General features: G+C 61.3%; 32 protein-coding genes, 1 tRNA gene and 1 pseudogene. 18 read left to right on the top strand and 16 right to left on the bottom strand.

The window, feature by feature from the left end:
* Positions 1 to 264: 264 nt before the first annotated feature.
* Positions 265 to 969: a protein sorting system archaetidylserine synthase gene (locus ACP97_RS01385; RefSeq protein WP_049996057.1), complete on the bottom strand. Its 705-nt coding sequence runs from the start codon at positions 967 to 969 to the stop codon at positions 265 to 267.
* Positions 970 to 1,064: 95 nt separating this feature from the next.
* Here ACP97_RS01385 and ACP97_RS01380 point away from each other — a divergent pair, with 95 nt between their 5' ends.
* Positions 1,065 to 1,481, top strand: a complete 417-nt coding sequence (locus ACP97_RS01380) for a plastocyanin/azurin family copper-binding protein (protein WP_049996056.1) — start codon at positions 1,065 to 1,067, stop codon at positions 1,479 to 1,481.
* Position 1,482: 1 nt separating this feature from the next.
* On the opposite strand, the gene ACP97_RS01375 is transcribed toward ACP97_RS01380, so the two are convergent.
* The 4 genes from ACP97_RS01375 to ACP97_RS01360 are packed head-to-tail and all read right to left on the bottom strand — an operon-like array spanning position 1,483 to position 3,940.
* Entirely contained in the window at positions 1,483 to 2,118 is a 636-nt protein-coding gene (locus tag ACP97_RS01375; RefSeq protein ID WP_049996055.1) for a 30S ribosomal protein S3ae, read from the bottom strand.
* Positions 2,115 to 2,378, bottom strand: a complete 264-nt coding sequence (locus tag ACP97_RS01370; RefSeq protein WP_049996054.1) for a KEOPS complex subunit Pcc1 — start codon at positions 2,376 to 2,378, stop codon at positions 2,115 to 2,117. The genes ACP97_RS01375 and ACP97_RS01370 overlap by 4 nt, the downstream gene beginning before the upstream one ends.
* The gene (locus ACP97_RS01365; RefSeq protein WP_049996053.1) at positions 2,375 to 3,478 is read right to left on the bottom strand and encodes a hypothetical protein; all 1,104 of its coding nucleotides are present in this window, start codon (positions 3,476 to 3,478) and stop codon (positions 2,375 to 2,377) included. Before ACP97_RS01365 ends, ACP97_RS01370 begins: the two co-directional genes overlap by 4 nt.
* On the bottom strand, positions 3,479 to 3,940 hold the full coding sequence (locus ACP97_RS01360) for a 30S ribosomal protein S15 (protein WP_049996052.1): 462 nt from the start codon (positions 3,938 to 3,940) through the stop codon (positions 3,479 to 3,481).
* 177 nt (positions 3,941 to 4,117) lie between these two features.
* Here ACP97_RS01360 and ACP97_RS01355 point away from each other — a divergent pair.
* The 5 genes from ACP97_RS01355 (at position 4,118) to ACP97_RS01335 (ending at position 7,459) form a co-directional block, all read left to right on the top strand.
* Positions 4,118 to 4,189, top strand: a tRNA-Ala gene (locus tag ACP97_RS01355).
* Between the two features lie 191 nt (positions 4,190 to 4,380).
* Complete coding sequence (locus ACP97_RS01350; protein WP_049996051.1) at positions 4,381 to 5,133, top strand: PHP-associated domain-containing protein; 753 nt, start codon at positions 4,381 to 4,383, stop codon at positions 5,131 to 5,133.
* Between the two features lie 72 nt (positions 5,134 to 5,205).
* Entirely contained in the window at positions 5,206 to 5,373 is a 168-nt protein-coding gene (locus tag ACP97_RS20245) for a hypothetical protein (RefSeq protein ID WP_202593530.1), read from the top strand.
* A 96-nt stretch (positions 5,374 to 5,469) separates the two neighbouring features.
* Complete coding sequence (locus ACP97_RS01340; RefSeq protein ID WP_049996049.1) at positions 5,470 to 6,777, top strand: acetamidase/formamidase family protein; 1,308 nt, start codon at positions 5,470 to 5,472, stop codon at positions 6,775 to 6,777.
* Positions 6,778 to 7,006: 229 nt separating this feature from the next.
* Positions 7,007 to 7,459: a hypothetical protein gene (locus ACP97_RS01335; RefSeq protein ID WP_154019882.1), complete on the top strand. Its 453-nt coding sequence runs from the start codon at positions 7,007 to 7,009 to the stop codon at positions 7,457 to 7,459.
* Between the two features lie 33 nt (positions 7,460 to 7,492).
* Here the strand turns inward: ACP97_RS01335 and ACP97_RS01330 are convergent, their stop codons facing one another.
* The 6 genes from ACP97_RS01330 to ACP97_RS01305 form a co-directional block, all read right to left on the bottom strand.
* Positions 7,493 to 8,773 (bottom strand): RNB domain-containing ribonuclease, encoded by a 1,281-nt coding sequence (locus ACP97_RS01330; RefSeq protein ID WP_049996047.1) that lies wholly within the window; start codon positions 8,771 to 8,773, stop codon positions 7,493 to 7,495.
* A gap of 111 nt (positions 8,774 to 8,884) precedes the next feature.
* A complete protein-coding gene (locus ACP97_RS01325; RefSeq protein ID WP_049996046.1) occupies positions 8,885 to 9,640 on the bottom strand; it encodes a DUF5803 family protein in 756 nt (251 codons plus the stop codon).
* Positions 9,637 to 10,302: a DUF2110 family protein gene (locus ACP97_RS01320; RefSeq protein ID WP_049996045.1), complete on the bottom strand. Its 666-nt coding sequence runs from the start codon at positions 10,300 to 10,302 to the stop codon at positions 9,637 to 9,639. Before ACP97_RS01320 ends, ACP97_RS01325 begins: the two co-directional genes overlap by 4 nt.
* Complete coding sequence (gene tfe / locus ACP97_RS01315) at positions 10,302 to 10,820, bottom strand: transcription factor E (RefSeq protein WP_049996044.1); 519 nt, start codon at positions 10,818 to 10,820, stop codon at positions 10,302 to 10,304. The genes ACP97_RS01320 and tfe overlap by 1 nt, the downstream gene beginning before the upstream one ends.
* A 39-nt stretch (positions 10,821 to 10,859) precedes the next feature.
* Positions 10,860 to 11,399: a tRNA (cytidine(56)-2'-O)-methyltransferase gene (locus ACP97_RS01310; RefSeq protein WP_049996043.1), complete on the bottom strand. Its 540-nt coding sequence runs from the start codon at positions 11,397 to 11,399 to the stop codon at positions 10,860 to 10,862.
* On the bottom strand, positions 11,399 to 12,046 hold the full coding sequence (locus ACP97_RS01305) for a DsbA family protein (protein ID WP_049996042.1): 648 nt from the start codon (positions 12,044 to 12,046) through the stop codon (positions 11,399 to 11,401). Before ACP97_RS01305 ends, ACP97_RS01310 begins: the two co-directional genes overlap by 1 nt.
* 115 nt (positions 12,047 to 12,161) lie before the next feature.
* On the opposite strand from ACP97_RS01305, the gene ACP97_RS01300 reads away from it, so the two are divergent.
* The gene (locus tag ACP97_RS01300) at positions 12,162 to 13,091 is read left to right on the top strand and encodes an NAD-dependent epimerase/dehydratase family protein (RefSeq protein ID WP_049996041.1); all 930 of its coding nucleotides are present in this window, start codon (positions 12,162 to 12,164) and stop codon (positions 13,089 to 13,091) included.
* Position 13,092: 1 nt separating this feature from the next.
* Here the strand turns inward: ACP97_RS01300 and ACP97_RS01295 are convergent, their stop codons facing one another.
* Positions 13,093 to 13,425, bottom strand: coding sequence for a BsuPI-related putative proteinase inhibitor (locus ACP97_RS01295; protein WP_049996040.1), 333 nt, complete (start codon positions 13,423 to 13,425; stop codon positions 13,093 to 13,095).
* An 80-nt stretch (positions 13,426 to 13,505) separates the two neighbouring features.
* On the opposite strand from ACP97_RS01295, the gene ACP97_RS01290 reads away from it, so the two are divergent.
* The 4 genes from ACP97_RS01290 (at position 13,506) to ACP97_RS01275 (ending at position 16,093) form a co-directional block, all read left to right on the top strand.
* Entirely contained in the window at positions 13,506 to 14,234 is a 729-nt protein-coding gene (locus ACP97_RS01290) for a DUF2797 domain-containing protein (protein ID WP_049996039.1), read from the top strand.
* Positions 14,235 to 14,279: 45 nt separating this feature from the next.
* The gene (locus tag ACP97_RS01285; RefSeq protein ID WP_049996038.1) at positions 14,280 to 14,705 is read left to right on the top strand and encodes a hypothetical protein; all 426 of its coding nucleotides are present in this window, start codon (positions 14,280 to 14,282) and stop codon (positions 14,703 to 14,705) included.
* Between the two features lie 226 nt (positions 14,706 to 14,931).
* Complete coding sequence (locus ACP97_RS21355) at positions 14,932 to 15,126, top strand: HVO_A0114 family putative DNA-binding protein (RefSeq protein WP_449404912.1); 195 nt, start codon at positions 14,932 to 14,934, stop codon at positions 15,124 to 15,126.
* Between the two features lie 112 nt (positions 15,127 to 15,238).
* Positions 15,239 to 16,093 (top strand): type II CAAX endopeptidase family protein, encoded by an 855-nt coding sequence (locus ACP97_RS01275; RefSeq protein WP_049996036.1) that lies wholly within the window; start codon positions 15,239 to 15,241, stop codon positions 16,091 to 16,093.
* Between the two features lie 752 nt (positions 16,094 to 16,845).
* Here the strand turns inward: ACP97_RS01275 and ACP97_RS01270 are convergent.
* Entirely contained in the window at positions 16,846 to 17,145 is a 300-nt protein-coding gene (locus tag ACP97_RS01270; RefSeq protein ID WP_237561054.1) for a hypothetical protein, read from the bottom strand.
* A gap of 118 nt (positions 17,146 to 17,263) precedes the next feature.
* Here ACP97_RS01270 and ACP97_RS20145 point away from each other — a divergent pair, with 118 nt between their 5' ends.
* The 4 genes and pseudogenes from ACP97_RS20145 to ACP97_RS01255 all read left to right on the top strand — a co-directional run.
* On the top strand, positions 17,264 to 17,731 hold the full coding sequence (locus ACP97_RS20145; RefSeq protein WP_237561053.1) for a DUF5518 domain-containing protein: 468 nt from the start codon (positions 17,264 to 17,266) through the stop codon (positions 17,729 to 17,731).
* A 9-nt stretch (positions 17,732 to 17,740) separates the two neighbouring features.
* Positions 17,741 to 18,073: a hypothetical protein gene (locus tag ACP97_RS01265; RefSeq protein ID WP_154019881.1), complete on the top strand. Its 333-nt coding sequence runs from the start codon at positions 17,741 to 17,743 to the stop codon at positions 18,071 to 18,073.
* Between the two features lie 120 nt (positions 18,074 to 18,193).
* Entirely contained in the window at positions 18,194 to 18,565 is a 372-nt protein-coding gene (locus tag ACP97_RS01260; protein WP_049996149.1) for a hypothetical protein, read from the top strand.
* A gap of 215 nt (positions 18,566 to 18,780) precedes the next feature.
* Positions 18,781 to 19,074 (top strand): annotated as a pseudogene (locus ACP97_RS01255) (TATA-box-binding protein); the annotation flags it as partial.
* Positions 19,075 to 19,176: 102 nt separating this feature from the next.
* On the opposite strand, the gene ACP97_RS01250 reads toward ACP97_RS01255, so the two are convergent.
* Together ACP97_RS01250 and ACP97_RS19560 are read right to left on the bottom strand one after the other, a co-directional pair.
* Positions 19,177 to 19,455, bottom strand: coding sequence for a hypothetical protein (locus ACP97_RS01250; protein ID WP_049996033.1), 279 nt, complete (start codon positions 19,453 to 19,455; stop codon positions 19,177 to 19,179).
* Between the two features lie 982 nt (positions 19,456 to 20,437).
* Entirely contained in the window at positions 20,438 to 21,085 is a 648-nt protein-coding gene (locus ACP97_RS19560; RefSeq protein ID WP_154019880.1) for a PHP domain-containing protein, read from the bottom strand.
* Between the two features lie 179 nt (positions 21,086 to 21,264).
* Here ACP97_RS19560 and ACP97_RS19555 point away from each other — a divergent pair, with 179 nt between their 5' ends.
* The 3 genes from ACP97_RS19555 (at position 21,265) to ACP97_RS01235 (ending at position 22,422) form a co-directional block, all read left to right on the top strand.
* Positions 21,265 to 21,684: a hypothetical protein gene (locus ACP97_RS19555; protein ID WP_154019879.1), complete on the top strand. Its 420-nt coding sequence runs from the start codon at positions 21,265 to 21,267 to the stop codon at positions 21,682 to 21,684.
* A 237-nt stretch (positions 21,685 to 21,921) separates the two neighbouring features.
* Positions 21,922 to 22,107 carry a hypothetical protein gene (locus tag ACP97_RS01240; RefSeq protein WP_049996031.1) on the top strand — a complete coding sequence of 62 codons (186 nt, stop codon included), beginning with the start codon at positions 21,922 to 21,924 and terminating at the stop codon, positions 22,105 to 22,107.
* A 21-nt stretch (positions 22,108 to 22,128) separates the two neighbouring features.
* Positions 22,129 to 22,422, top strand: a complete 294-nt coding sequence (locus ACP97_RS01235; RefSeq protein WP_049996030.1) for a hypothetical protein — start codon at positions 22,129 to 22,131, stop codon at positions 22,420 to 22,422.
* A 349-nt stretch (positions 22,423 to 22,771) separates the two neighbouring features.
* On the opposite strand, the gene ACP97_RS01230 is transcribed toward ACP97_RS01235, so the two are convergent.
* Positions 22,772 to 23,365, bottom strand: coding sequence for an ATP-binding cassette domain-containing protein (locus tag ACP97_RS01230; protein ID WP_049996029.1), 594 nt, complete (start codon positions 23,363 to 23,365; stop codon positions 22,772 to 22,774).
* Positions 23,366 to 23,549 lie beyond the last annotated feature (184 nt).

Genomic DNA, 23,549 nt, shown 5'->3' with positions numbered 1-23,549 from the left:
CGTCGGCGTGTTCGGCTCCCAGCTGGTCGCCTTCGCGCCGGCCCTCGTCGTCGGTCTCGCCGGCGGGTTCGTCCGTGTCGTTCCCGTCGGCGGTCGGCTCGTCGGAGCCACGCTCCGATTCGGCCTCGCCGGCCTCCTCGGCCGCCGGCTGATCGGTCTCTTCGGACTCGGTCGAGGTCTCCTCCCCGGCCGCATCCGCCTCTCGCTCGATTTCGTCCGCAGGCTCGTCCCCGTCGCTCATGGAGCGGATTTCGCTCGAATCGCCTAAGTGCGTTTCCCTTCGTCGCCCGCCGGATACGACCACGGCGCGAACAGAAGATATGCGAGCGCACAGGCGAGCAGGAGGCGTGGAAACACGCCGAAGAGGACGTCGGGAACGACGATTGCACCGGCCTGCACGACACCCATCACGAGCGCATCGCGCACCCGAAGGTCGGGATACGTGACCGGCGCGACCATCAACCCCGCAAAGACCGCGGTCGCACCGAGGAGCAGGGTTGGTGTCTCGATGCCGGCGAGCAAGCCAGCCGCGAGCACCGTCGCCGCGAGCGTCGTCTGGACGCCTTCGGTGTGGCCGCGCTCGACGTCGTAGGCTGTATAGAGCCCCAGTCGAACCACACCGCTGACGACAAACAGCGCGGCGACGGCGAGCGCCAGCGCCCCCACGAGGCTCGACGGCGCGACGCCCCATTCGAGGCGCACCACCGAGAAGACGAGCAACGCGGGCGCGACACAGAACGAGGCGACGTCGGCCAGCGAGTCGAGGAACTCGCCGACCGGCGTGGCCCCCACCCGCCCGGCGAGCACACCGTCGAGTCCGTCGGCGACCGCCGCCAGCAGGACGAACCGGGCGGCCAGCGCGGGCGAAATCGGCGCGAGCGCCGCCGCCAGAAAGCCGAGGGCGGCGTTGGCCGCCGTGACGCCGTCGGCGAGACTGAGCGCGGCGACGAATCGCGGCCGAGTAGCCATGTCAGCGCCATCGCCGACGGGCGATTTAGGCGTTTATCCTCGCCGCCCCAGCGCGTATCGCGGAGTCTATACCCCCCGCGCTCGAAGTCGAACCCATGAACCGTCGTGCGTTTCTTACCGCCACGACCGGAGTCGCCGTCGGTCTCGCCGGCTGTCTCGGCTCCTCGCGCGAACAGCCCGACTACGACATCGGGATGAGTTCGAGCGCCTTCCTCCCGAAGGAGGACTTCGAGCCGCGCGTCGGGGAGCCGGTCGTCTGGCGCAACACCGGTTCGCGCAGCCACACCGTGACCGCCTACCAGTCGCGGATTCCCGACGCGGCGACGTACTTCGCCTCCGGCGGCTTCGAGGGTGAAGGAGCCGCCCGCGAGGCGTGGACCTCGGGGACAGACGGTGCCATCGAGAGCGGCGAGACGTTCGAGCACACGTTCGAGGTCCCCGGGACGTACAACTACTTCTGCATCCCACACGAGCCGACCGGAATGGTCGGAAAATTCACCGTTACCGAGTAGCTCAGACCTCGACGTCGCTCTCGTCGACGTCGACGGCGGTCTCTTCCTCTTCGGCGACCTCGTCGGGGTGGGCATCGAGTGCGAGTTTGCCGATCTCGACGCGGCGCAGCGGGTAGATGGTCCGTGCCTCGCCGTAGATGGCACTCGACAGCCGTCCCTGGGTCACGCTGTCGGTGAGTTCCTCGAAGGTGCGCTCGCTCGCGGCCTCGCGGACGAGTTCGGTCATCCGCTTGCGGATCGCCTTCTCCTGGCTGTCGTCGGCGTTCTTCGTGGTGAAGGCCACCGGTTGAATGCGGACCCGGTAGTCGTCGCTCGTCCGCACAGTCAGATAGGCGGCGACCTTCGAGGCCCCGCGACGCACCAGACTGCCGAGGTAATCGCGCGTGAGTTCATGCTTTTCGAACTCGGTGTAGGCCGCGTCGCTCCCGACGTCGGTGATGCGGAAGGTGAGCTTGATGTTGTTCGCGCCGGCGTCGTCGGTCAGTTCGCCGAGAGTCGTTTCGATGGTGCGATCGAGCACCGCGTTCGGTTCGTCCGCGGGGGTCTCACCGAGTTCGGCCCGGTCGAATGACTCGGGCGCGAAGACGGTGTACCACCGCTTCGTCTGCTGCTGTCGTGATACTGAACGTTCGCTCATGATGTGTCGTTGTTCGCTGTGTCGCTGTTCGGTTGGTCGCTGTGTTCGTTCGCCATCTGTACGACTCGTTCGGCCACCGAGAGGTTGACGACGTAATCGTCGATCGTCGAGCGCAGTCCTCCTGTGCGCTCGCGTTCGAACGTCGTCTCAATGGTGTCGCCATCGACAACCGTCTCCATCTCCGTCGTGTTGTCCGGTTCGAGTGCCGCCGCGACGATTCTTCCATCCGCGGAGTCCGTCCGCAGCCGTGCGCGCTTCATGGGAGCGCCTCCCGGAACGCCGAAACGAACTCGTCGGCGTTCTCGAAGCGTGCCCGTCCGCGCCGGGCGCTTCCGTCGCCGTCTCCACCGGCGGCCGCACCGGCCTCGTGCATGTGGTCGCCGAGATCGGTGTCCTCCGTGGCCGCAGCCGCCGCGCGCGTTTCGGAGACGGCGAGCGCGATCGGCTCCGGCGAGCGGAAATCACACAGAAGGCGGGCGGTCGTGGCGAGCGGCGCGTCGTCGACGCGAGCGACGAACACGCCCCGATGGCGTTCGGTCGTCGCTTCGCGGAGCGCCGCGTGCGTCCGCGTTCCGTGTGTACGCCACGCCGCGAGCGCGGCGTCCCACGCGTCGTAGCCGAGCGCGAGCGCGAGACCGACGCCCGGTTGCTCGCGCGCGCTCGCACGGAGCACGTCGGCGTAGCCGCCGACGGTCTCACAGCGGCCGCTGACGGCGCTTTCGCCCGCAGTGATAGCGTACGGCCTGAGCGCGCGGGCCACCGACTCGGCGGCCCGTGGCGTCGCTCCGTCCGTGTTCGCCACCGAGAGCGCGAGCAACGAGGCGACCTCGCGCGGGTCGTCGCGTCCGTCGAGGGCCGCCGCGGTCGCCTCCTCGTCTCCCGAGAAGGGCGCGTGGACGAGCGTCGTGTGCGCCAGCCCGTCGGTGAGGTCGGCGACCGGTACCGCGACGCCGGGACGCCGCTCGACGACGCCCTGCCCGCGGGCGTCCTCGAAGGCGCTGGTTCCCTCGAGGGCCTCGCCCATGCCCGCGAGCGCGAGCACGGGGTCGGGGTCGCAATCGAGGTCGCGGGCCACCCCGAAGGCCGTCTCGCTCGCTGGCTGCTCCAGCGGAAGCGAGAGATCCCCGCCCTCGAAGCCGATGTGGACGGTCGTCGCGTCGTCGGTCGCGCCGACGAGTTGCCCGGCAACGCGCGCCTGAAACGGCGTTCCCCGTTCGGCGAGCGCGCGCCCGAGCAGGCCGGCCGCCGCGAGCGAGTCGCTGTCGTCGCTTGCGAGCAGCCGCACGAACGCGGCCTCGCGGAGCGCGTCGGCAACGCTGTCGGCCGCGAGCGAATCCTCGGAGCGACCGGCGATAGCCATCTACAGGAGTTCCTGTGCGTGCTCGTAGGTGTACTGGAAGTCCGCATCGAGCGCGTCGCCGCGGTAGTAGTCGGCGAGCCGGCGGACCTTCGCCTCCGTGTTCTGGAGTGCGCGCTTGTTCTGGGCGTCGTTCGGGTTCGCGGCCATGTGCTCGCGCAGCCCGACCGCCCGCTCCATCAGGTTCCGGAGGTCCTCGGGCAGGTCGGCGCTCGCGTCGTGTCCTTCGAGGACCTCGGTGACTTTCTTGCCGGTCGCCAGTTGGACGTTCGGCACCGGCGTGCCCTGTACACCCTCGTCGCGGAGTTTGAGACCGATCTCGCTCGGGCTGTGGCCCTGCTCGGCGAGTTCGACGATGCGGTTTTCGACCGCATCGCTGTCGACGTCGCTCCACTCCGGCGGGTCGTCTGCCACGGGCTTGTCCGAACCGGACGAGCCGCGGCGTCGTGTATGCATTCGTGCCATTGGTGAGGATAGGAATCGCACGAGACGCTACCGAACACTACCGCAATCTCGGAGTCCACGTAGACGAGTCGGATTTGCGGCCGTGCTGTTCCCATCTCCATCACTCTCCGCACCGAAGTAAACCGTTTCGACTCGATACGATGGGTTTATCCAATCGCCGTCGATAGAAGCGGGTGCGGGCTCGTAGATCAGTGGTAGATCATCCCCCTGGCACGGGGAAGGCCTCGGGTTCAAATCCCGACGAGTCCATCCCACTTTTTGCTGCACTCACTCGTTCGTTGGCAAAAACGTGGGGAAAAAGCGCGTCGGACTCCCGATGGTCGCCCTCGCACCCGCTCGCTCACATCGGTTCACTCGCGGTAGGATACCTACACAATCCAGCAACCGCCGCCGATGTCGGAGGTGGATTTATCACGGCTGGACGAGATATCGAATCAACCATGACGCGGACGGCTACGGTCGCCATCGACCCGCACGTCCACTCCGAGGGTTCGTACGACGGCCGGGAACCGGTGGAGCTGCTCCTCGAACACGCCGAAGACATCGGTCTCGACGGCATCGTCGTCACCGATCACGACGCCATCGGGGAATCGCTACGCGCGGCCGACCTCGCCGCCGACTACGGACTGTTGGGGATTCCCGGCGTCGAGGTATCGACCCGCGCGGGCCACCTGCTCGCCATCGGCGTCGAAGAGCGGCCGAAGCGCGGGCTGTCGCTCGCAAAGACCGTCGAGTGCGTCCGCGAATCCGGCGGCGTCGCGATCGTCCCACATCCCTTCCAGCGGAGTCGCCACGGGGTTCGGAAGAAGAACCTCACCGACTGTGACGCCATCGAGGTCTACAACTCGATGGTCTTTACCGGCTATCGCAACCGCCGGGCGAGGGCCTTCGCCACCGCGCGGGAGTATCCGAAGGTCGGCGCGAGCGACGCGCACTTCCTGCCGAACGTGGGCCGGGCGTACACCGAAATCCGCATCGACCTCGACGCGGCCGCGTTCGGGGTGGGCGACATCGACGGTCGAGCAGTCATCGATGCCATTCGACGGGGTGCGACCGAAATCCGAGGCCGACGAACGCCGATTCACCGCAGCGCGCGCCAGTACGCGAAGGGTGCGCTCCGCAAGGGCACCTATCTCGCCACCTCGCAGGTCCCCTTTCTCCCGACCGTCCCGGCCTCGATGAGCGAGTCGTGAATTCGCCTGCCCGACGCGACACTTGCATAGGCCGGCCAAACCATGAGGATGCACCGCCGTGACGGGGTGGGTATGGGTGCAATCACCGACCTCGCAGAAAGTATCAACGACGCACGGCGTTCGATCTGGGGCGACGCGAGTACCCCCGTCAAAATCCTGATTCTCGTGGTGCTCATCGCCTCAGGCATCGGCATTCCAGTCATCATCATCGCGCTCCTCGCACAGGTGGTCGCCGAGTAACGACCCGAACGACGACAAACACGGCGTAGCGAACTCATCAGGACGTTTTGCGGTGGGGATGTTTATGTGAGTACGTCCCATAGTCTCCGCCGGACTATGGCACAACGCGAAATTCAGCAGGAACTCACCGTCGACCAGTACACGCTCGGGCTAGTTGGACCCGACCAGGAGTGGGCCGGCACCGTCGCCGACGGCGGCACGATTCGCACGCACACGCCGCCAGCGTGCTGGGGACCGATGATAACGCCCGATTTCAGGGGTGGTCACGAGGTGACGCGACCCATCGCCGTCGAGAACGCCGAGGTGGGTGATGCGATCGCACTCACGATCGAAGACGTCGAGGTGACGAGCGTCGCGACGAGTACGGGTAGCATGCGAGAGCGCGAAGAAGCGTTCGGCGACGATCCGTTCGTCGACCACCGCTGTCCCGAATGCGGCACCGAATGGCCCGCAAGCATCATCGAGGGCACGGGCGAGGATGCCATCAAATGCGCCGAGTGCGGTGCGAACGCCTCCTCGTTCGGGTTCGAGTTCGGCTACACCGTGGCCTTCGATGAGGAGCGGAGTGTGGGGCTGACGATGGACGACGCGGCGGCCGAAGAGCTCGCCGAGAACGCCCGCGAGGCGATGGCCATCCCGGAGAACTCCCGCCAGCATCCGATACTCCTCTACAAGCCCTCCGGAATGGCCGGCACGCTCGGGCATCTCCGTCCCTTTATCGGCAACGTCGGCACTACCCCACCCATCGAACTGCCCGACTCGCACAACGCCGGCGACTTCGGCCAGTTCCTCATTGGGGCCGACCACGATTGGGGGCTCCCGGACGAGGAAGCGCTCGCCGAGCGCACGGACGGCCACATGGACGTCAACGCCGTCCGCGAGGGCGCGGTGCTCGTCTGCCCGGTGAAGGTCGACGGCGGCGGGGTCTACGTCGGCGACCTGCACGCCAATCAGGGCGACGGCGAACTGTCGCTGCACACGACGGACGTGAGCGGGCGCACCGAACTCGGCATCGAGGTCATCAAGGGTCTCGATATCGACGGGCCGCTCTTGCTCCCCAACGAGGAGGACCTGCCACACATCAGCAAACCCTACACCGACGCCGAACGCGAGACCGGGCGCGCGCTCGCCGACGAGCACGGCGTCGAGATGGCCGAAGCAATGGGACCGATACAGGTCATCGGCAGCGGCGAGACGATCAACGCCGCGACCGAGAACGCCTTCGACCGCGCGGGCGACCTGCTCGACATGTCCGAGGGCGAGATTCGAGGCCGATGCACCTTCACCGGCGGCGTCGAGATCGGTCGCCTGCCGGGTGTCGTGCAACTCACGATGCTCGCGCCGATGGACCGCCTCGACGAGCGCGGCATCGGGGAACTGGTGAGAGAGCAGTACGACCTCTAAACAGCGGCAATCGGCTGCGGCGGGCCGCCGCGACAGATTTTCAACAAACATTTTCATTCTGCGGATTATAGTAGCACAGATTCCAATTACGACTAGTCATCTGATACAAATTCTACAATTGATTATTCTCGCGTTTACGGCTGAAATATTCATCTCTCAATTCGCATTGCGTTTATTCCAAAAATCGAACGTAGCGGATATACTCCAATCCGCAGAAGATGATGGGGTGATGAGCACGTTAAGGAACGGCGTCCAGACTGTTTTTGTCAGTATTGCGTTTTTTGCGATAGGTGGAACGTTTCTATCGGTCTATCTTATTTTGATAGCTGTCCCTGATGAAGTCCGTTATTTCCTAGATCTATTTGAATCCAACTGGATGATCTTCGGAGGACTATGTCTTCTGATTGTTTTGGCTATGGCACTCGCAATAGGTGGTGATACTGAAAACCCTGGGAAGGGGCTAATAGGAGCTGCGGTTGGGTCGTTTCTTACTGGAGCTATTAGCTTCTTCATTATATTAGTGTATTTTGTGTTGTTAGCTGCCACTCGCTCGCCGGAGTGGATATTTTTTATAAGTATGATCTGTGTAGCATTTGCGATGGCAACATTTCTATTTGGATCATTGATAATGGGCGAAAGTCTCCTCTCTGCTATCGAGGAATTAGAAAACAGCAGACAGTAAATTCGGACATCGTACGTAGAATGGCTAATTAATTCAATCAGAATCCTCGACGACCTCGATACCCCGATTGTTCACTGCATCCGCATCCAGCCCGACTTCCTCCAGAAACTGCTTGTACTCGCGTTCGCATTTCTCGGCGGCCTGCTGCTGATCGGAAGCGTGGTCACACAGCCCCAGCAGATCCTCGGGCACGTCGTTTTCGCTGACGATCCAGTGGTTCACGAGGTCCGAGAGCCGCCGAATCGGGCTGGTGAAATGCCCGTAGATATCGAAATTCAGCGCGTGATGGCCCCCGAAGGGGTCGTTCATGTAGCGCGCACGGGGCATGACCTTCATCACGGCGAACTGGATCTTGCCGAGTTGGCGCTCCGGCGCTTCTTCGAGGGTGGCGTTGACCGCGATGCGCGGGTCCTCGCCCCACGCGTCGCCGGGAATCGACACCCCGTCGAGTTCCTGAATCTCTTGGAGGGCTTCGTCCCACTGCTCGGGCGAGGGCTGGGGATGGACGCGGTACATCGCCTCCACACCTCTGTTCCACATCAACTCGTGAGTGACGGCCTTGTTCGCCTTCAACATGCACTCCTCGATGATCGTGTGCGCGCGGTCGCGGCGGGGGTTCAGGACGAGTGACCCGTCGGCCTTGCGCTGTTCGTGCAGTCGGTCGGCGAGTTCGAAGACGAGAGAGTTCGCCTCGTGAAGGTCGCTTTCCGGGTCGTCGAGACGGTTTTCGGCCTGTGTGTAGGTGAGTCGTTCGTTGCTGCGGATCACCGATTTGTAGATGTCGATGGTCTCGTAGGAAAGCGTCTCGCGGTCCAGGTGCATCTCGACAGTGTGTGCTAATCTATCCTCGTCGGGCACGAGCGAGCAGACCGTCTCGGCGAGTTTCGCGGGCAACATGTGGATGGTGTAGTCGGGCAGGTACACCGTGTTCGCGCGCCGGACCGCTTCGGCCCACATCTCGCTGTCCGGGTCCACGTAGTGCGTGACGTCGGCGATGTGCACCCAGAGCACGTACTCGTCGTCGCGTTTCTCGATACTCAGCGCGTCGTCGAAGTCGCGCGCGTCCACCGGGTCGGTCGTCCACGTCGTCAGTTCCCGCAGGTCCTCGCGCGAATCGAGTTCGTCGTCGATGTCCCGTTGGGTGTCCTCGGTCCGCTCTTCGGCCTCTTCGAGGACTGCGTCGGGGAACTCGTCGTGGATGCCGAACTTCTCGCATAGCTCTTCGCGTTTGTTTTCGAGATGGCGGGCGAGTTCCTCGTCGATCTCGACGGGTCCCTGCGCCTCGGCGGTCCCGGCGGCTGCGTTGTCGCTCATGGCCCAGCTACGCGCGGGCATCAATTAGTCGTTCTGGCGTTCGGTCGTCACGGGTTCGGTCCTGTCCGGGTCATTCTGACCGGCCAGCGTGACGAGTCGCCCGTCGACCGTTCAGAGCCCGGGACCGTCGTTCTCGCCGGTGTCGACGTCCGGGCCGGCCTGCTCGCGGCGGCGTTCTAGTTCACGAATCTGGCGGAGGTAGTAGAGCGCGCCGACGAGCGCGACCACCACGAGCACGGCGGCCCCGGCGGCGAAAATGTAGAGGTCGCGCGCGAGGTAGTACCGAACCGAGACCGCGTTGCTCTGAACGTCGTCCCAGCGAATCTGCACCCGGCCCGTCTCGGTGCGCGTCGTCTCGTAATCGCCGGGCGAGACGTGCGCGAGCGGTTCGTAGGTGACGCGCATCCCCTTTGGAATCGTCACGTCGTAGGTGCCCGAAACGAACGCCTGTGTCGAAAATCGTTTGCCCTGTGCCGGCGCGCTGAAGGCGAGTTCGCCGTTCCGTGCTGGCAGGCCGATCACCGTCCGCTCTTGCTGGTTGGTCGCGTTCAGCGCCGGTGACGACGGACCGACGATCGTTCCGTTGGGATACCGGAATCTGAGCGCCGAGATGGCGAGCGGTCCCTCGCGACCGAGACCGTCACGGCTGTGGACGGCGAACTGTGACTGGTTGTCGACGTTGTAGACGGCCTCGTACTCGCTTCCCGTCACGTTGATCGAGGCGTTGGCGTCACTGCTCCAGTCGTAGGTTTCGTTTTCGGCGAGCGCGTTCTGGTCGACCGAATCCGGCCCGAGAATCGACGAACAGCCCGCGAGAACGAGAAAGGCGACCAGCAGCACACCGGCGAGCGCTCGCCGACGGTTCATGGCACGACACAGAGCAGTTCGGCCGGCAGATACCCCCCGATGCTCGACAGCAGCCCCGGCGGGTCGGTGCCCTCGCCACAGACGATGCTCTGCTCCAAGAGACCGAGGCGCTCGACGGTGACGATGTCCTGTGCGTGACCCGCCCGATTGACGGTCGCGCGCACCTCACCACGGGTCGCGCTGTTGACGTTCACGCGCCCCGCGCCGCGCGACCACTCGTACAACCTGTCGCGCTCGGCGTCGGCCAGTCGGTGTGGCTCGTCGTAGACGAACTGCATGGGCACGTGTTGAACGAGTCCGAATCGTGTACGGACCTGTTCTGGCGTGCCCGGGCCGAGTCCGAGTTCGCTGCTCGGGATTTTCATGTGTTCGCCGGCGTCGAGAACGAACCCCGACGCGTCCCACGATTCCAGAGTCCCAGTGTAGGTTTCGCCCGCCTCGAAATCCGGCGTGATGGTGCCCCACTGTTCGCCGAGGACGTTCCTGGCGACGACCGCGTCTTCGCCCTCGACAGTGACGCTCGGAAAGTCGTCGTGACGGATCCCGATGTCGTATTCGACGTCGAGGTCGCCGATGGCGTTGTCGACCAGCGAGCGAAGTCCGTCGAGCGCGCGCTCGCGAGCATCGCCTTCGACGTAGCATTTGGTGGCGAGGACGACCATCAGGCGGGCACGTTGAGTTCGTCGCGGAGTTCGTCGATGCGTTCGTCCATCGCGTCGATGAGTCGGTCGTTGTCGAGCGCTTCGAGGTCCGAGCCACACTGGGGACACTCGAAGCCGAACTCCATCGCCTCCTCGAACTCGAAGCGGATCGAATCCGTCTCACAGAGGAAGAACTCGTGGTTGCGCTCGTACTCGCGGCGTCGTTCGAGCGCGGCGAGCAGGTCGCCCATCTCCTCGCGGAGATTTTCGGGGATGGAGTCGTATTCGAGCGTCCAGAGGTAAGTCAACCAGCCGGAGTCCTCGTCGCGCAGCCGTCGGTAGTCGGCGAGGTCGTTCTCGTAGAGGATGAACAGCGCTCGCCGGACGTCGTTGAGTTCGAGGTCCAACTCCTCGGCGAGTTCTTCGTCCGTGACCTCGCCGTCGGGCGGCGCTGCGGCGACGGGCATTCCACGCGGACCGACAAGTTCGTGGAGATAGGTTTGGACGACGGGGTCGGAGAGAAGCTCCTCAAACGCCATTTACCGTATGCGGGCGACCCAGCGGTGTAAACCCATCGTTCACCGCTCGTCGCTCTCGACGTGCTTGCCGCGTTCTCGGGGAATCACGCGCCGTTCGGCACCTTTCCACTCGCGGTCGAGTTCGCGGCCCTCGTGGAGTCTGTCGAGAAAGACCGCGAGCGAGGCGACCTCCGAGTGGGGCTGGTTGGTGACGGCGACGTTGTGGTCGGCCGCCTCGTAGACGTCGAAGGGGACCTTCTCGGCTCCGACGACGACGAGCAGCGGCTCGCTCCGGTGGGCGGTGCGGATCTCTTCCTCGACCTTCTGAACTGGGAGTCCGTACATCGTGAGATGGACGACTCGCCCCTCGAAGTCCTCCAGTAGTGGGCGGTACGATTCGCTCACCTCAACCTCGAACGGGCCGCCGAACCGGTCGGTGATGTCGGCGACGGTCTCGTGAGGCCCCTCGGCGCTACCGGCGAACACCACCCGGTCGGCCCCGAGCGCGCGAGCGGTCAGCCCGACGTGGGTGCTCATGCGCTCGTCGCGACCGGGGCGGTGGCCGAGTCTGAGGACGGTGAGTTCGGAGTCGCCCCGCATCAGGCCGAGTCGATGGCCGAACTGATGGCGTCGACCGTCGGATCCACGGTTTTATCGCCGACGAAGACCGTCGGTGTGCCCCGGACGCCACGGTCCTCGCCGGTCTGCTTGTTCGCCGAGACCGTCGGTTTGTGCGTCTGATTCTCGGCCGCCTTCCGGACGGCGCTCCCGTCGAGATTCATCTCGTCGGCCAGCGAAGCGTAGGTCTCGGGACCGAGCGACGACTGATTCTCGTAGAGCGCTTTGGCGTACTTGAAAAACTGCTTCGCGCCGGTGCGTTTCTGGACCGCGCGGGCGGCGCTCGCCGCGCGCCACGAGGTGTCGTTGACGACCGGGAAGTCGTAGTGTTCGTAGCGAACCTTCTCAGGATCGATGTACTGCGAGGCGATGGTCGGCAGCACGTCGAGGTTGTAGGTTTGACAGTGTGGGCAGGCGAAATCCTCGAAGACGGCCACGGTCGTACTCGCGTCGGGATTTCCCTGTATGGGTGTCGGCAGCGTATCGCCACCTCCACCGCCGGAGCCGTTGGACCCGCTCGACGCCCCGCCGAGACAGCCACTCAGAGCGCTCGCGGCGAGTCCGCCGATACCGAGCAGTGCCCGCCGCCGGTCGAGACATGATGTAGAGCGTCCGCGTTTCGATTTCATTGCTCGTTTTCACGGCGCAGCCGGCATAAATCCCGCGGCCGTCGGTTCCCACGATACGGCCGGACGGCCGAGCAGCGACCGGAAGACACATACTCCGAGCCTCGGCATCCCGGACATGAAGCTCTCGGGCAAGCGCGTGCTCGTCACCGGTGGGGCGGGACTCGTCGGCTCGCATCTCGCCGCACGACTGCTCGCCGACAACGACGTCGTGGTCGCCGACGATCTCTCGAAAGGCAGCCACGAGCGCGTCCCCGACGGCGCGGAATTCGTCGAAGCCGACATGACCGACCCCGACGACGTGGCGGGGGTCCTCACCGCGGACGTCGACTGCGTGTTCCACTTCGCGGCCTACACCGACACGAACTACGCCAAGCCCCGGAAACTGTTCGAGGAGAACGGCGCGATGACCTACAACGTGCTCGAACGCGCCCACGAGGTCGGCGTCTCGAACGTCGCATTCACCTCTTCGTCGACCGTCTACGGCGAAGCACCGATGCCCACGCCCGAAGACTACGCGCCGCTCGAACCCATCTCCATCTACGGTGCGAGCAAGCTCGCCGACGAGGGGTTGCTCTCGACGTACGCCCATTCCTATGACTTCACCGTGTGGCTCTTTCGCTTCGCGAACATCGTCGGTCCCCACCAGCGTGGCAATGTAGTACCTGATTTCATCGAAAAACTCGACGAGAATCCCAATAAACTCGAAATCCTCGGCGACGGCCGTCAGGAGAAATCGTACCTCCACGTCGACGACTGCATCGAGGCCATCCAGCACGTCGTCGAACACACCGACCAGTCGCTGAACACCTACAATTTGGGAACGCGAACCACGACCTCCGTCACACGCATCGCGGACATCGTGGCCGACGAGATGGGGCTGGATCCCGAGTACAGCTATACGGGCGGCGACCGCGGCTGGACCGGCGACGTCCCCCGGATGCGCCTCTCGGTCGAGAAGCTCTCGGCGCTCGGCTGGTCGCCCGAACTGTCGAGCGATGCGGCGGTTCGCCACGCGGCGCGCGAACTCATATCGGAACTGACCTGAGCTACACCGAGATTTCGGTGCGGGCCTCGCAGTCCTGATTGTCGGCTTCGAGCGTCGCCACCGCCGTGTGAGTTCCCGACTGTGGATTTTGCCACTCGCCGTCGTAGGTCACCGATTCGCCGGGGCCGAGGGATTCGGACTGGAGCGCCTGCGTGAACATCCGCCCCTGCGACCACCGCCAGCGTTCGTCCTCGCCGTCGAGAACGGCGAAGTCCGCCGTACAGGAGTTCCGAAACGAGAGCCTCTCGGGTTCGTCGCCGTCGTTTTCGACGGTGAAGACGAACGAGACGCGGTCGGAGTGAACCTCCGTATCGAGGCTACCGGTGAGTGTCATACCCTGTGTCGAACGAGGACGGAAAAAAGCGTGTGGGCCGAGGGCGGTGGGGTTTTGCCCCGTCGTCGCCGACCTCCGGTGTGCAAATCGTCGGGTATCGGAGCGACGACCCCGCCCTTCTCGTGGCCGAAGCGGGGGTCGTGCGCCGGCAGTCGCTCGCTTCCGGGACGGAACTCGCCTACACGCTCGGCGAGCGCCACTGCGCCGGAGTGATCGACGGTGAAGAACACGTCGTCTGCGGGCGCGAGCGCGCGCCATATTGCGAGGTCCACACCACGCCGTGGGCTGTGGCGAACAACCGCGACTCCGAGGCCGAACACGCCATCTACCTCGCCGCCTTCGCGCCCGCCGTTTTCAAGGTGGGCGTCACCAGACTCGAACGGCTCGAAACCCGCCTGCGCGAGCAGGGTGCCGACCGCGCTGCCCACATCTCGACCGTGCCGGACGGCCGCATCGCCCGCGACCGCGAGACGGCCATCGCCACCGACCACGACATCACCGAACGGGTGCGCGCCGCGACGAAAGTCCGAGGGTTCGGCGAAAAAGTCGACGGAGACTCGTGGAAAATGCTGCTCGCCGGGTTCGACGTCCGCGAGGAGTTCGCTTTCGACTACGGACTCGCCCTCGCCGCGCGCCCGGTCGCCGAGACCCTTTTGAGTGGCTCCGTCCGTGGCGTCAAGGGCCGAGTGCTGGTGCTTGACCATCGAGACACGACCTACGCAGTCGATATGCGCGATCTCGTTGGCTACGAACTCCACGAGGGAACGACCGACCGGGAGTTACAGGCCAGTCTCGACGGCTTCGCCTGAGACCGGTACCGAACGCTTTTCCGGCGGGCCGGCGAACCGAGGCGCATGGTAGACGACGAACCCGAACACACCGACGAGGAGTCGACCGAAGAAGCCGAGAGCAGCGACGAGGAACAGTCCTTCCGCGAGCGCGTCGAGGAGATCAGAGAGCAGCGCGACGAGGAGAGCGAGGGCGACGAGCAGAGCCGCGAGGAACGCATGGAGGAGATGATGGGCGGTGGCGGGCCGGGCGGCATGGGCGGTGGCGGCGGCAACCCGTTCGCCCAGATGATGGGCGGCATGATGGGCGGCGGTCCCGGCGGCGGCATGGGCGGTCCCGGCGGGATGGGCGGCGGTCCGGGTGCGGGTCCCGGCGGCCCGGCCGAAGAGGGCAGCAACGAGGAGATGGTCCGTGAAGTGCGCCAGCTCCGCGACGAGGTCCACGACGTCCGCCGAACGCTCGAACGCATCGCCGACGCGCTCGAAGACTGAGGCGGCCACCGCTTCGTGAGGAGCGAACGGATAGCCCGCGGATGAATCGGTTCAACGGATGACCGACTGGCGAGCCGCCATCGCCGGTAACGGGGTTCGCCGTCGCGGCAGCCGTCGTCGGGCCCACGGTGGCCATCTTGGAAGCGCTGTGGCCGCTCCCGGTCGGCGGGGTGCTCGCCGTCGGCTTCGGTTGTGATTTCGTCGCTGGCCGGCGGTCGCCCGGTCAGTGGCGCTTGCGGACACTCTCGATCGCGACTATCGTCTGGTTCACGACGACGTGGGAGTCCTCGATCAGTACGGTCTCATCTTCGTCGTCAACGAAGGCCAGACAAAACGGTCCTACGTTCCCTACCAGCGGGTTCACCCCGATGTCGAACTCGCTGGCGATGCCGATAATGCCGACCATGCTCTTGCATCCTGATGAACGAAACCAAGAAGTCGCTCATCGCTTATCCTGCCTGCGCCGCAGCGGGGGGAGTCAGAAGAATACAAACTCCTAACTGAGGAGGATTTGATGTGCTTTGTGAAACTCTATGGGCGAGGAATCATCGATCGCGCGGAAGCACCCTGTTGCCATATTCTTCTTTGCGACCTTTGTGTGTTCGTGGCTTGTGTGGATTGGCGGTGATACTCTTCTAGGGACGGAGGTAGAACCCAATAGTTCTCTATGGACTGTACCGGCAGCGTTCGGTCCACCGATCGCTGCTGCGCTTGTTCTTCGAGCCACAGACGGTGACTTGCGGACATGGGCTTCACAGGCACTCAAGTGGCGAATCAAAGTTCGATGGTATCTCGCAGCGGTAGCTATTCCAGTTCTCTTGCAAGCATTCTCTGTACTGGTGATCGGTCTCATCGGTGCTTCCGTATTCTACAGGCCAACCGATCAGTTCGTCTTCAGCTTCCTATTTGTTTTCTTTGTTGGAGGAGGTCAAGAAGAGCTTGGATGGCGAGGATTTGCTCTCCCACGGTTACAAGCAGCCTATGGGGCGTTTGCTGCTAGCCTGATCATTGGCATCGTTTGGGCGACCTGGCACTTCCCGGTCTATCTTATTGGTGAAGGCCCTATTGCTGCTCCGGCACTCTTTCTCACACTTCGGGTCATTCCCGAGTCAATCATCATTACATGGCTATACAACAGCACCAACGGGAGCGTTCTAATCTGTATGATATTTCACGCGATGTACAACGTCGGCTACCTCTTCAGCTCGCCCGCCAGCTTTCAGTTTCCTGGGGGTACTGAAATCCCTCTCTCAACTATTATTGAACCAGTCATATGGTGGACCGCAGCGCTCATTGTTCTCAGTATCTATGGTGGACGCTACCTCGCACGGACACCACAACCGGATTCTGCTGCTGTCAGAAAGGATGAGTCCAGCACCGCTGATTGAGCAAGACAACCCCTGTCAGTAATCAAGTGTCTGCTGACAGAGTGACGGTATTGAGGTCACCTCCAAATTATGATAAATATGTGGGTAGTGTAGATGAAAGCCAGACGCTCTTGTGTAGGCTGGCGGAACAGCATGCTACCAAGGAGTATGCTGGAATGAGAAGCAGCCGCTACGCCACGAATAGGGCTAACCAGAAGTTGATCCATTCGCTATCCCACAATTCCGCTGTACTACAAAAGAGCGTCACAGCCAGAACCCGAAAACCGCTCCAGTACTAAACTCGCGTAGAATGACCGTCTATCAAGGTTGTCCGTTCTGTCATCGGACATTCAAAACAGCTCTACGGGCTACAAACCGCTCAAAAAGCACGTTCGACGCGAACATCCCGAGAAGAAAGACCGGACTCCACTCCTCGCCTAATGTGTACCCTATCGAAAATGGAAGACAGCGTAGGGATTGGAACGTCTTGCTGGTTGGTGATGAGTGAGGTTCACCCTTTCCAACATCGGAATTGATCAAGATAAGAAAGCTATGACTGGAATCGATAATGCAGGCGAGAGTATGGGCTCAGAGAAATTTTCCCGGAGAAGGACATAGCCCCGTAACAGCACAGGACGAACAGCGAACCAGACGTGATCAGCACTCCCGCCCGGCTATCAGTCTCTCGTCGGCCAAGAAATCCCATACTCCTCTAATTTAGAGTCTTCCCACAAAAATTCGCGTGCCGCGAGCGCTTGAGCCATGTCCTTGCGTTACAGGCTGATCAGGCCGGCTTCGCTCGCGTACGCCACCAGCAAGACGAGAGCGAAGAAATACTGGAGTGCGATCCAGTAATCCGCTACCGAGTCGTCGGGCGAGGTCGTGTAGAGCTTGTGGGCGGAAATAACAAGGAAGAACACTCCGAACGCTGGGATCATCCAGCCGTGTGCCGGTTCGGTATTTGTTAGATGTGCCACGACGCCGGCAAGGGAATAGACCACGCCGACGAGCACCACCGGGACGAGCCCGAGATAGAGTCGTGGGAGCGGTAGGCGGTCGATCGTCTCGGCCATACTGACCATTCGGGTGCTATCCCACAAAAATCCACACGACGTCAGCAGCGAACGCGATCGTAGACGGCACACGCCGAGATACAGTTTTATCCTCGGGAGACATAGTGGGAAGATAACAATGCCCGGCCTGAGTCTTCGCCGCCGATTCGATAGCGTGTGGAAATATGGGCTCGTCGGCGGTTTCGTCTCGATCCCACTCACAGTCGCACTTTCGGCATGGACGAGCTCGAACGTTCAGCTTTCCGCCAACGGTGTCTTTTTGGGTGCTGTACTCGCTGGCTATCTCGCGGCGAGCGCTTCGAAAGAGGCAGCCAACGCCGGAATTCTCGCCGGCCTCGTTGGTGGCATCCCCGCAACCCTGTGTGGGCAGTTGGGTGGCTGGTTGGACTCCCCGATGGGCCTATACTGGTCTGGTCGAACCTACTCGCCGAGATCGCCCTTCTCACTCTGGCTACCCTTGCACTCGTTACGTTTTCGATGCTGGTTGGGGACATTGGTGGGTTCGTCGGCGGGTGGCTCTCGAAGAAAGTCCACTCACGTCGGACACGTGGTGTCGGGAGCTAACCTCACAACATTCATGCCCTGAGTACCGGGGATGTATTCCACCACCAGACAGCTATCCGACATGGAGAGTTCTCGACGGCGCTCGCTCGATGTCACCTTGCTGGCGGTGTTCTTCGGTGCAGGATGGATACCGACGCTCGCCTCGACATTCACGAATCCGGCGGTGTCGCTTCTCGACCAACCGTTCGAGCTTTTGATGCTGCTCTCAGCTGCGTCGTTGCTATCAATCGGGCTCTATCACTTCCGCCACCCGGAACTTGTCAGAGATCCCGCTAACAGCTACGAATCGAAGTCGCTGCCACTGGCGATCATCGTTGTTGGCCCAATCGGGATCGGCGTGATGGTCGCCATGATCGTCAGCTGACGGGACGAGTTGCTTTCGATTGTAGTGAAAAGAATTATCCACGAAACACGTCTATGAGAAACAAAGACAATGACCGTATCGAGGCTCTCGGTCCTACTCCCACCCCGACCGCCGACTCGGATGGACCTTTTCGCCGTAATGTTAGCTCTCATCATATTGGTGACAGACTCTCCCCTCAGCCAGAACCCGGATTCTGGGATCGCTTGGCCGGTAGCAGCGGTGACGTTCGTTCTTGGAGTGCTTATCGCCGGCCCCGGTGCGAGGTCGCCGCTGGGCCGCTCCTTTGCACAGTGGTCCAACGACATCGGGTATGCCGGTCGATTGCTCGTGTTTGGGGGCGGGATGGTTGTGATAGCAATTGCTTTCTCGATGTTGCCGATACCCGAACAGGTACTCTCTGGGTTCTTCGTCGGGATACTTTCGAGCGTTGTCGTCATCGTCCCAGTGAATTATCTCCACGCGAAAACGGTCGGCAGGCCGAACACCGCATAGTGATAAATCGCACACGACGGAAGTAGCCGAATGTTTGAACTGCAACGCGGGACTCATGCATTGAGAGTGCTACTCTCAACTTCTTCTTTGTCGATATTTTTCATGTATGTGGTTCAAATTCCTCCGAACTGGACGTATTTCGCCGTTCTTGAATCGCTTTTTGTCACCGCTCTCCATTGGACAAGTGTGACCGATCTATGAGCGACCACGAGAGAATCAAGGATCCGAAGGAGGCACTTGAAATCCAGAGTGTGGTCGCCTCAACAGCGATTGGCCAGGAGCTCAATCTGGAATCGGTAGCAATGGATCTCGATGGAGCGGATTTTGACCGTGAGAAGTTCCCTGGAGTGATCTATCGAGTACAGGATCCACATGCGGCAGCACTGATTTTCCGATCGGGAAAGATCGTCTGTACCGGTGCGAAATCTGTTTCAGACGTTCACGAAGCACTTGAGACCGTCTTTGAGACGCTCTCCGACCTCGGAAATGAGCGGGCAAATCTCGATCCGGTCGAGTGCTTTACACAACGTCGACGGCGATAGTGGATTGCCGAACGTGACTAACATGTTTCTGTGCTCGCGACCTTTCTTACTGGAATAAGGAGAAGGGATTTACTCCGACTCCCGGTGCCGCAGCAACGCTGTCGCCACTCGTACGGTAACGTACGGCACCACCACTGGCATGGTCATCACGAACGCAAACGCGCCGAGCATGACCACCACACCAGGGGTGGTACTCGCCAGTATCCCGAACACGACGAGACCGCACAGCGCGGCCACAGTCATCAGAGCTGTTTCGAACGGCCCTGCTTGACCCACCTGCGAGCGGTTGGTCAGCGTCTCGTCCTGTTGGTCTTCGTAGTGCGATTCCCGTGTGTGCTGTCGTTCCATTTTCCTTCGTTCTTCTCCTGTCGCGCTAGCGACGCGATTTGCGTGCTATCCGACGCAGACGACCCACAGCGATGCCTCTCACGAGGCCTCACGATTCCACCGTGACGCCGGTCACCGCAGCCACATCAACACCGTCAGCAGAGTGAGTGCCGTGGAGCATCAGATCCGATTCCGGGATCCCACTCCCCACTCCACCTCTTCGACATAGCGGGCATGTCTGCGTGCGAGCCCCTAGTACGCATCACGAGCACTCGGTTGGAGATCGATGTTCGATCTCCTATCGAGGGCCTGTAGACGCACAGACGAGTCGAGCACGTCGCCCGCCTCGATCTGTGCGCCATTCGCGTGAGGGGCTGATCCGTCACCAACCACCACTCAGTCGCTCCTCAGCGACTCGCTCAGACACAGGTCAGAACCAGCCGGTAGACAGTATCATCGGCGAGAACCATCTCAGCTCTCCCTGACATTCTGTCGGGACCGAGTCCACTCTCGATGATTTCCATCATCGAGAGCAACTCCGAATCGCGGCGTGGTCTGAGACAGGTGCCCTACGCGATCCGGTCAGGGACGAACTGAGTGTGAAGGTGAGCAACCGAAGCCGTCCACACTCCACCACTCCCCGTCACTCCGGTATCGTGGTTGGGGCAGTCCTGAAGCACGCCGTAGGGCGTGCCGGACTGAGGCGCGCTGCTGATAGCATCAACAGCACGCGTAGTGTGTGGATTGCGGGTCATCTTCAGTGGCTGTCACCCGGTATTACTTGGTGACCGCAACCAAGCGGATGACGTAAACCAAACAATTAGATCGGAGATAATAAAATTACTGTGGTAGATGATATCGTGGCGCGAAGCTACTTGGTTGCTAGCATGGATTCCAGATCAGGAGATTAGACACTGCTCTCTGTTGTGGGGGAGAAGCACGTTTGCATCGTCAGTGCGGTCACTACCTCGGTATCAAGACGTATCTGTTCCAATTAGGGGAGTCACGGAATCTCTGCCGGTGAAATTCCGTGTTCGTCGAGCAGGTCGTCAATGCGATCAATGCGATCGTCGATTTCGTTTGGACGATGGGAATCCGTACCGACCGCCATCACCACATTGGTTTCGGTGAGTATGTCGAGGAAATTCGGAGCTGGGTGAAACTCACCATACTCGGAAAAGACACGCCCGGCGTTGATTTCAGCGACAGTCTGTGAGCGCTCGAACGCCGCTGCGGCCTTGCGGTAGTGTTCTTCGTCGATGAACCCCCGCAGTGCTGGATTCCGCTCGATAAGATCTGGATGTGCAGCGATATCGAACAGTTCGGCATCGGCGAGCTCCACGAGCTTCTCGAAATACCGGTCAATAAGCGCGTGACGCTCGTCAGTATCCGAGAATGACGAGACCCAAGAGAACCAGTGCCCAGAAGAAAAACACCGAGGCGTTCCCACCGGTACTGCCAAACAGATAATCGATACCAGCCTCACACCCCTGACTCGTAGTAACCTCACCGCTGCTACTCCCCGATTGGCTTGTCCACAAGAAACAGGGCCAAACGCACCCATCAAATAAAGAAATCCAGCCGAACCAGTGAGACCAGCTAGCCCAGCAGCACCACGGGCAAGAAACTGAGGAGTGACCGTTGAAGCCATAGTTGATACTACCATAGATTCCAACAAAAAGTCTCGTCCTGTAACTAACCGCCTGATCGCGGACAGGGTAGTGCCTGCAGGATCGACACAGTACACACCTCGTTTCGAGTGAACCTGTTGGGTTAGGAATGGCCCGACATCGTCGCTCGATATAAGTTGTTGGCTCACATCAAGTCAGTATGGTTCAGCGACGAACCCGTGCTCTCGCAGAATTCCTCACAAGCGCGCTATTACTACCCCTCTTTATCGGTATGTGGAAGTTCCAGTTCGACCACGCCGACGAAATAGATGGAGCCGAGCCGTATCCAGTGTCACTAACTGCCCTATCCGCTGGAGCCGTAAGCAGAGCTCTTGGACACTGGCTCTCCGATCATGATGTATGCAGTATTCGAACGAATCGACGGCGACGTCTCCTCTTCACCCTTCGCTGGAAACTCCAAAACACCCTCATCCAGCGCTACGCTTCCGACCCGGACGCATTCCAGTACAACTACAGCATCGGCACCCCCATTGGGACGGTCGGGTATCGGTTCTGGTATGGTCTTCTGCACCCTCTACCCGGAGATGAGAATTCACATCAAGACGGTCCCAACGAATAGCCACGTCCATGCGACCTCTTCAACCTCGTAGAATTGAGTAGCCGGGGTGGTACTGGCGAAAATGACGTGTATGACTTGAAGCGCTAGATCGAAACCAACTCCTATTGGCTTGGTTTGAGCACCCAGTGCCCCTCTCTTCATCTTGGTGAGGTGGTGCGCTGTTTAACTCTCATGCCCGATATCCGATGGTGTCTCGCTGAACAAACGTATTTTGAGGGATGATAGACAAACACGAGTATGCAACTGGCTGGGGCTTCGCTGCGAGAGCGGGCGACAGAAGCACTTGTGGTCGGCGTGGTCTTTCTCGGTGTTGGATACGTCCAAAACGGCATCGAGTGGACGACCGTCCTCCTCAGCCCGGTGCTGTTTTTCGTGTTCCGCTTGGCTTTCGACAGCGTATGGCCAGGGTTCGTGAATGAATGACCACCTCGCAGAAAATCTGGTATGACAGGGCAGTTTGAGCTAACGCCCATCCGACGGCTATACGTCTGGACAGGCACGCTCGTCGTCTACGGTGGCTCGTTCGCCCTCGACGGGGTGCTCTCGCTGCAAGCTGGCGCGGACAGTCTAGCCGAGTGGACGACCGTGTTCTCGGGGTGTCTGATCGTCGTCGCGGCGCTGTATGGAGCTGTGAACGGCGACCCGGACGAATACAGTACGAACCGATTCGTGTTGGCCTTGCTCGTCGTCGGTGCACTGTTGAGTGTTGGCGGTCTCGTCTTCAGATACACCGGTTGAGCTATCGCATGTCTCGTCGAGACCAGCTGAAGACGACACCGAATGCGGCACGCCAACAGCGCCCTGTATGACCGCGCTCAGCAGGTCGCCCTCAAACCAGATCATCTCTATCGTCCCCCCCCGAATCAGTATCCAGAGAACAATCGAGGCGATGGTAAACACCCACGGATTCTCCGGATCAAGTGTTGTCATGGGTTAGAGAGAGCTGTCGATGAAATCGCAAGGATGAGTACTGCAGTACGCGTCATATCACAGGCACACGTTCGCAGCAAGAAAATCCTCCATTGAGAAAATTCGCAACTTCACAAATGTGGATTCTATTCGGATCGAAGTCTCTGATATTAACTATTCAGCTACCATCGTTCGTTTTCTGTGGGGAAATATGGACGTAGTAATTGGAAAAGTCTACCCACTTCGGCTCGTCGATACATGCGTCGTTGAGTCCCTCAATAACCGTCGGATCAGTCTTACTGGCAAGAAAACCGCGGCGAGCCGTGTCACTCTCGAAAAGTTGACCGGTACGGACACACTCGCGGACGTCTTCGGCGTCCACGCGAGCAGTCACCATGACAACTGGTGGCACTGATTCGAGTACCGCATCAGGGTCGCCCTCGGCGACGATCTGTCCATCTGCCACGAACACAACTCTGTCAGCCGCGTAAGCATCACGTGGTGTGGGACTCGTCATGACGACCGTCGCTCTCTGATTCACTCGCTCGTCGAGAATTGCATGGAACTGGTCGACGGACGTGAGATCGAGTTCAGCGGTCGGTTCATCGAGCAGATAGAGGGGTACATCAACACTTAGCGTGGCTGTGAGTTCGAGCTTGCGGACCATCCCTCCGGAGTATTCCTGTACTCTCCGGTCAAGGTCGTTGTCCCAGCACACCCGCAATGCGGAAAACGTCTTCGACAGGGACGCCCGACACTCGCCGGTCTTCATCGAGGCGATTGTCGAGGAACACAATCGTTCGTTTGACGTCAACGACCGCCTCTTGCCCGGCCGCCTGTTCGTCATTTGCGAACCGATAGACCTCAGCTTTTCGGTTGGCGCGTACGCCAACAGACCGATACCGGCTGCGACACTGAGTGCTCCGACCCACCAATCAGCACGCCCGCTAGTAGGT

Source organism: Halococcus sediminicola (assembly GCF_000755245.1).
GTDB lineage: Archaea > Halobacteriota > Halobacteria > Halobacteriales > Halococcaceae > Halococcus > Halococcus sediminicola.
This window is presented reverse-complemented; position numbering and strand designations above follow the sequence as displayed.

What these genes read in the sequence shown, in the direction of transcription:
- ACP97_RS01300 (WP_049996041.1), top strand. Translation starts at nt 12,162, where the DNA reads ATGAAGCTCTCGGGCAAGCGCGTGCTCGTCACCGGTGGGGCGGGACTC.
- ACP97_RS01385 (WP_049996057.1), bottom strand. Translation starts at nt 969, where the DNA reads ATGGCTACTCGGCCGCGATTCGTCGCCGCGCTCAGTCTCGCCGACGGC.
- ACP97_RS01375 (WP_049996055.1), bottom strand. Translation starts at nt 2,118, where the DNA reads ATGAGCGAACGTTCAGTATCACGACAGCAGCAGACGAAGCGGTGGTAC.
- ACP97_RS01265 (WP_154019881.1), top strand. Translation starts at nt 17,741, where the DNA reads ATGTATTCCACCACCAGACAGCTATCCGACATGGAGAGTTCTCGACGG.
- ACP97_RS01295 (WP_049996040.1), bottom strand. Translation starts at nt 13,425, where the DNA reads ATGACACTCACCGGTAGCCTCGATACGGAGGTTCACTCCGACCGCGTC.
- ACP97_RS01230 (WP_049996029.1), bottom strand. Translation starts at nt 23,365, where the DNA reads ATGAAGACCGGCGAGTGTCGGGCGTCCCTGTCGAAGACGTTTTCCGCA.
- ACP97_RS01275 (WP_049996036.1), top strand. Translation starts at nt 15,239, where the DNA reads ATGGGCGAGGAATCATCGATCGCGCGGAAGCACCCTGTTGCCATATTC.
- ACP97_RS01320 (WP_049996045.1), bottom strand. Translation starts at nt 10,302, where the DNA reads ATGGTCGTCCTCGCCACCAAATGCTACGTCGAAGGCGATGCTCGCGAG.
- ACP97_RS01240 (WP_049996031.1), top strand. Translation starts at nt 21,922, where the DNA reads ATGCAACTGGCTGGGGCTTCGCTGCGAGAGCGGGCGACAGAAGCACTT.
- ACP97_RS01365 (WP_049996053.1), bottom strand. Translation starts at nt 3,478, where the DNA reads ATGGCTATCGCCGGTCGCTCCGAGGATTCGCTCGCGGCCGACAGCGTT.
- ACP97_RS20245 (WP_202593530.1), top strand. Translation starts at nt 5,206, where the DNA reads ATGGGTGCAATCACCGACCTCGCAGAAAGTATCAACGACGCACGGCGT.
- ACP97_RS01380 (WP_049996056.1), top strand. Translation starts at nt 1,065, where the DNA reads ATGAACCGTCGTGCGTTTCTTACCGCCACGACCGGAGTCGCCGTCGGT.
- ACP97_RS01310 (WP_049996043.1), bottom strand. Translation starts at nt 11,399, where the DNA reads ATGCGGGGCGACTCCGAACTCACCGTCCTCAGACTCGGCCACCGCCCC.
- ACP97_RS01270 (WP_237561054.1), bottom strand. Translation starts at nt 17,145, where the DNA reads ATGGCCGAGACGATCGACCGCCTACCGCTCCCACGACTCTATCTCGGG.
- ACP97_RS01235 (WP_049996030.1), top strand. Translation starts at nt 22,129, where the DNA reads ATGACAGGGCAGTTTGAGCTAACGCCCATCCGACGGCTATACGTCTGG.
- tfe (WP_049996044.1), bottom strand. Translation starts at nt 10,820, where the DNA reads ATGGCGTTTGAGGAGCTTCTCTCCGACCCCGTCGTCCAAACCTATCTC.
- ACP97_RS01285 (WP_049996038.1), top strand. Translation starts at nt 14,280, where the DNA reads ATGGTAGACGACGAACCCGAACACACCGACGAGGAGTCGACCGAAGAA.
- ACP97_RS01335 (WP_154019882.1), top strand. Translation starts at nt 7,007, where the DNA reads ATGAGCACGTTAAGGAACGGCGTCCAGACTGTTTTTGTCAGTATTGCG.
- ACP97_RS20145 (WP_237561053.1), top strand. Translation starts at nt 17,264, where the DNA reads ATGCCCGGCCTGAGTCTTCGCCGCCGATTCGATAGCGTGTGGAAATAT.
- ACP97_RS01360 (WP_049996052.1), bottom strand. Translation starts at nt 3,940, where the DNA reads ATGGCACGAATGCATACACGACGCCGCGGCTCGTCCGGTTCGGACAAG.
- ACP97_RS01370 (WP_049996054.1), bottom strand. Translation starts at nt 2,378, where the DNA reads ATGAAGCGCGCACGGCTGCGGACGGACTCCGCGGATGGAAGAATCGTC.
- ACP97_RS01325 (WP_049996046.1), bottom strand. Translation starts at nt 9,640, where the DNA reads ATGAACCGTCGGCGAGCGCTCGCCGGTGTGCTGCTGGTCGCCTTTCTC.
- ACP97_RS01260 (WP_049996149.1), top strand. Translation starts at nt 18,194, where the DNA reads ATGGACCTTTTCGCCGTAATGTTAGCTCTCATCATATTGGTGACAGAC.
- ACP97_RS19560 (WP_154019880.1), bottom strand. Translation starts at nt 21,085, where the DNA reads ATGGCTTCAACGGTCACTCCTCAGTTTCTTGCCCGTGGTGCTGCTGGG.
- ACP97_RS01350 (WP_049996051.1), top strand. Translation starts at nt 4,381, where the DNA reads ATGACGCGGACGGCTACGGTCGCCATCGACCCGCACGTCCACTCCGAG.
- ACP97_RS19555 (WP_154019879.1), top strand. Translation starts at nt 21,265, where the DNA reads ATGGTTCAGCGACGAACCCGTGCTCTCGCAGAATTCCTCACAAGCGCG.
- ACP97_RS01330 (WP_049996047.1), bottom strand. Translation starts at nt 8,773, where the DNA reads ATGAGCGACAACGCAGCCGCCGGGACCGCCGAGGCGCAGGGACCCGTC.
- ACP97_RS01305 (WP_049996042.1), bottom strand. Translation starts at nt 12,046, where the DNA reads ATGAAATCGAAACGCGGACGCTCTACATCATGTCTCGACCGGCGGCGG.
- ACP97_RS01340 (WP_049996049.1), top strand. Translation starts at nt 5,470, where the DNA reads ATGGCACAACGCGAAATTCAGCAGGAACTCACCGTCGACCAGTACACG.
- ACP97_RS01250 (WP_049996033.1), bottom strand. Translation starts at nt 19,455, where the DNA reads ATGGAACGACAGCACACACGGGAATCGCACTACGAAGACCAACAGGAC.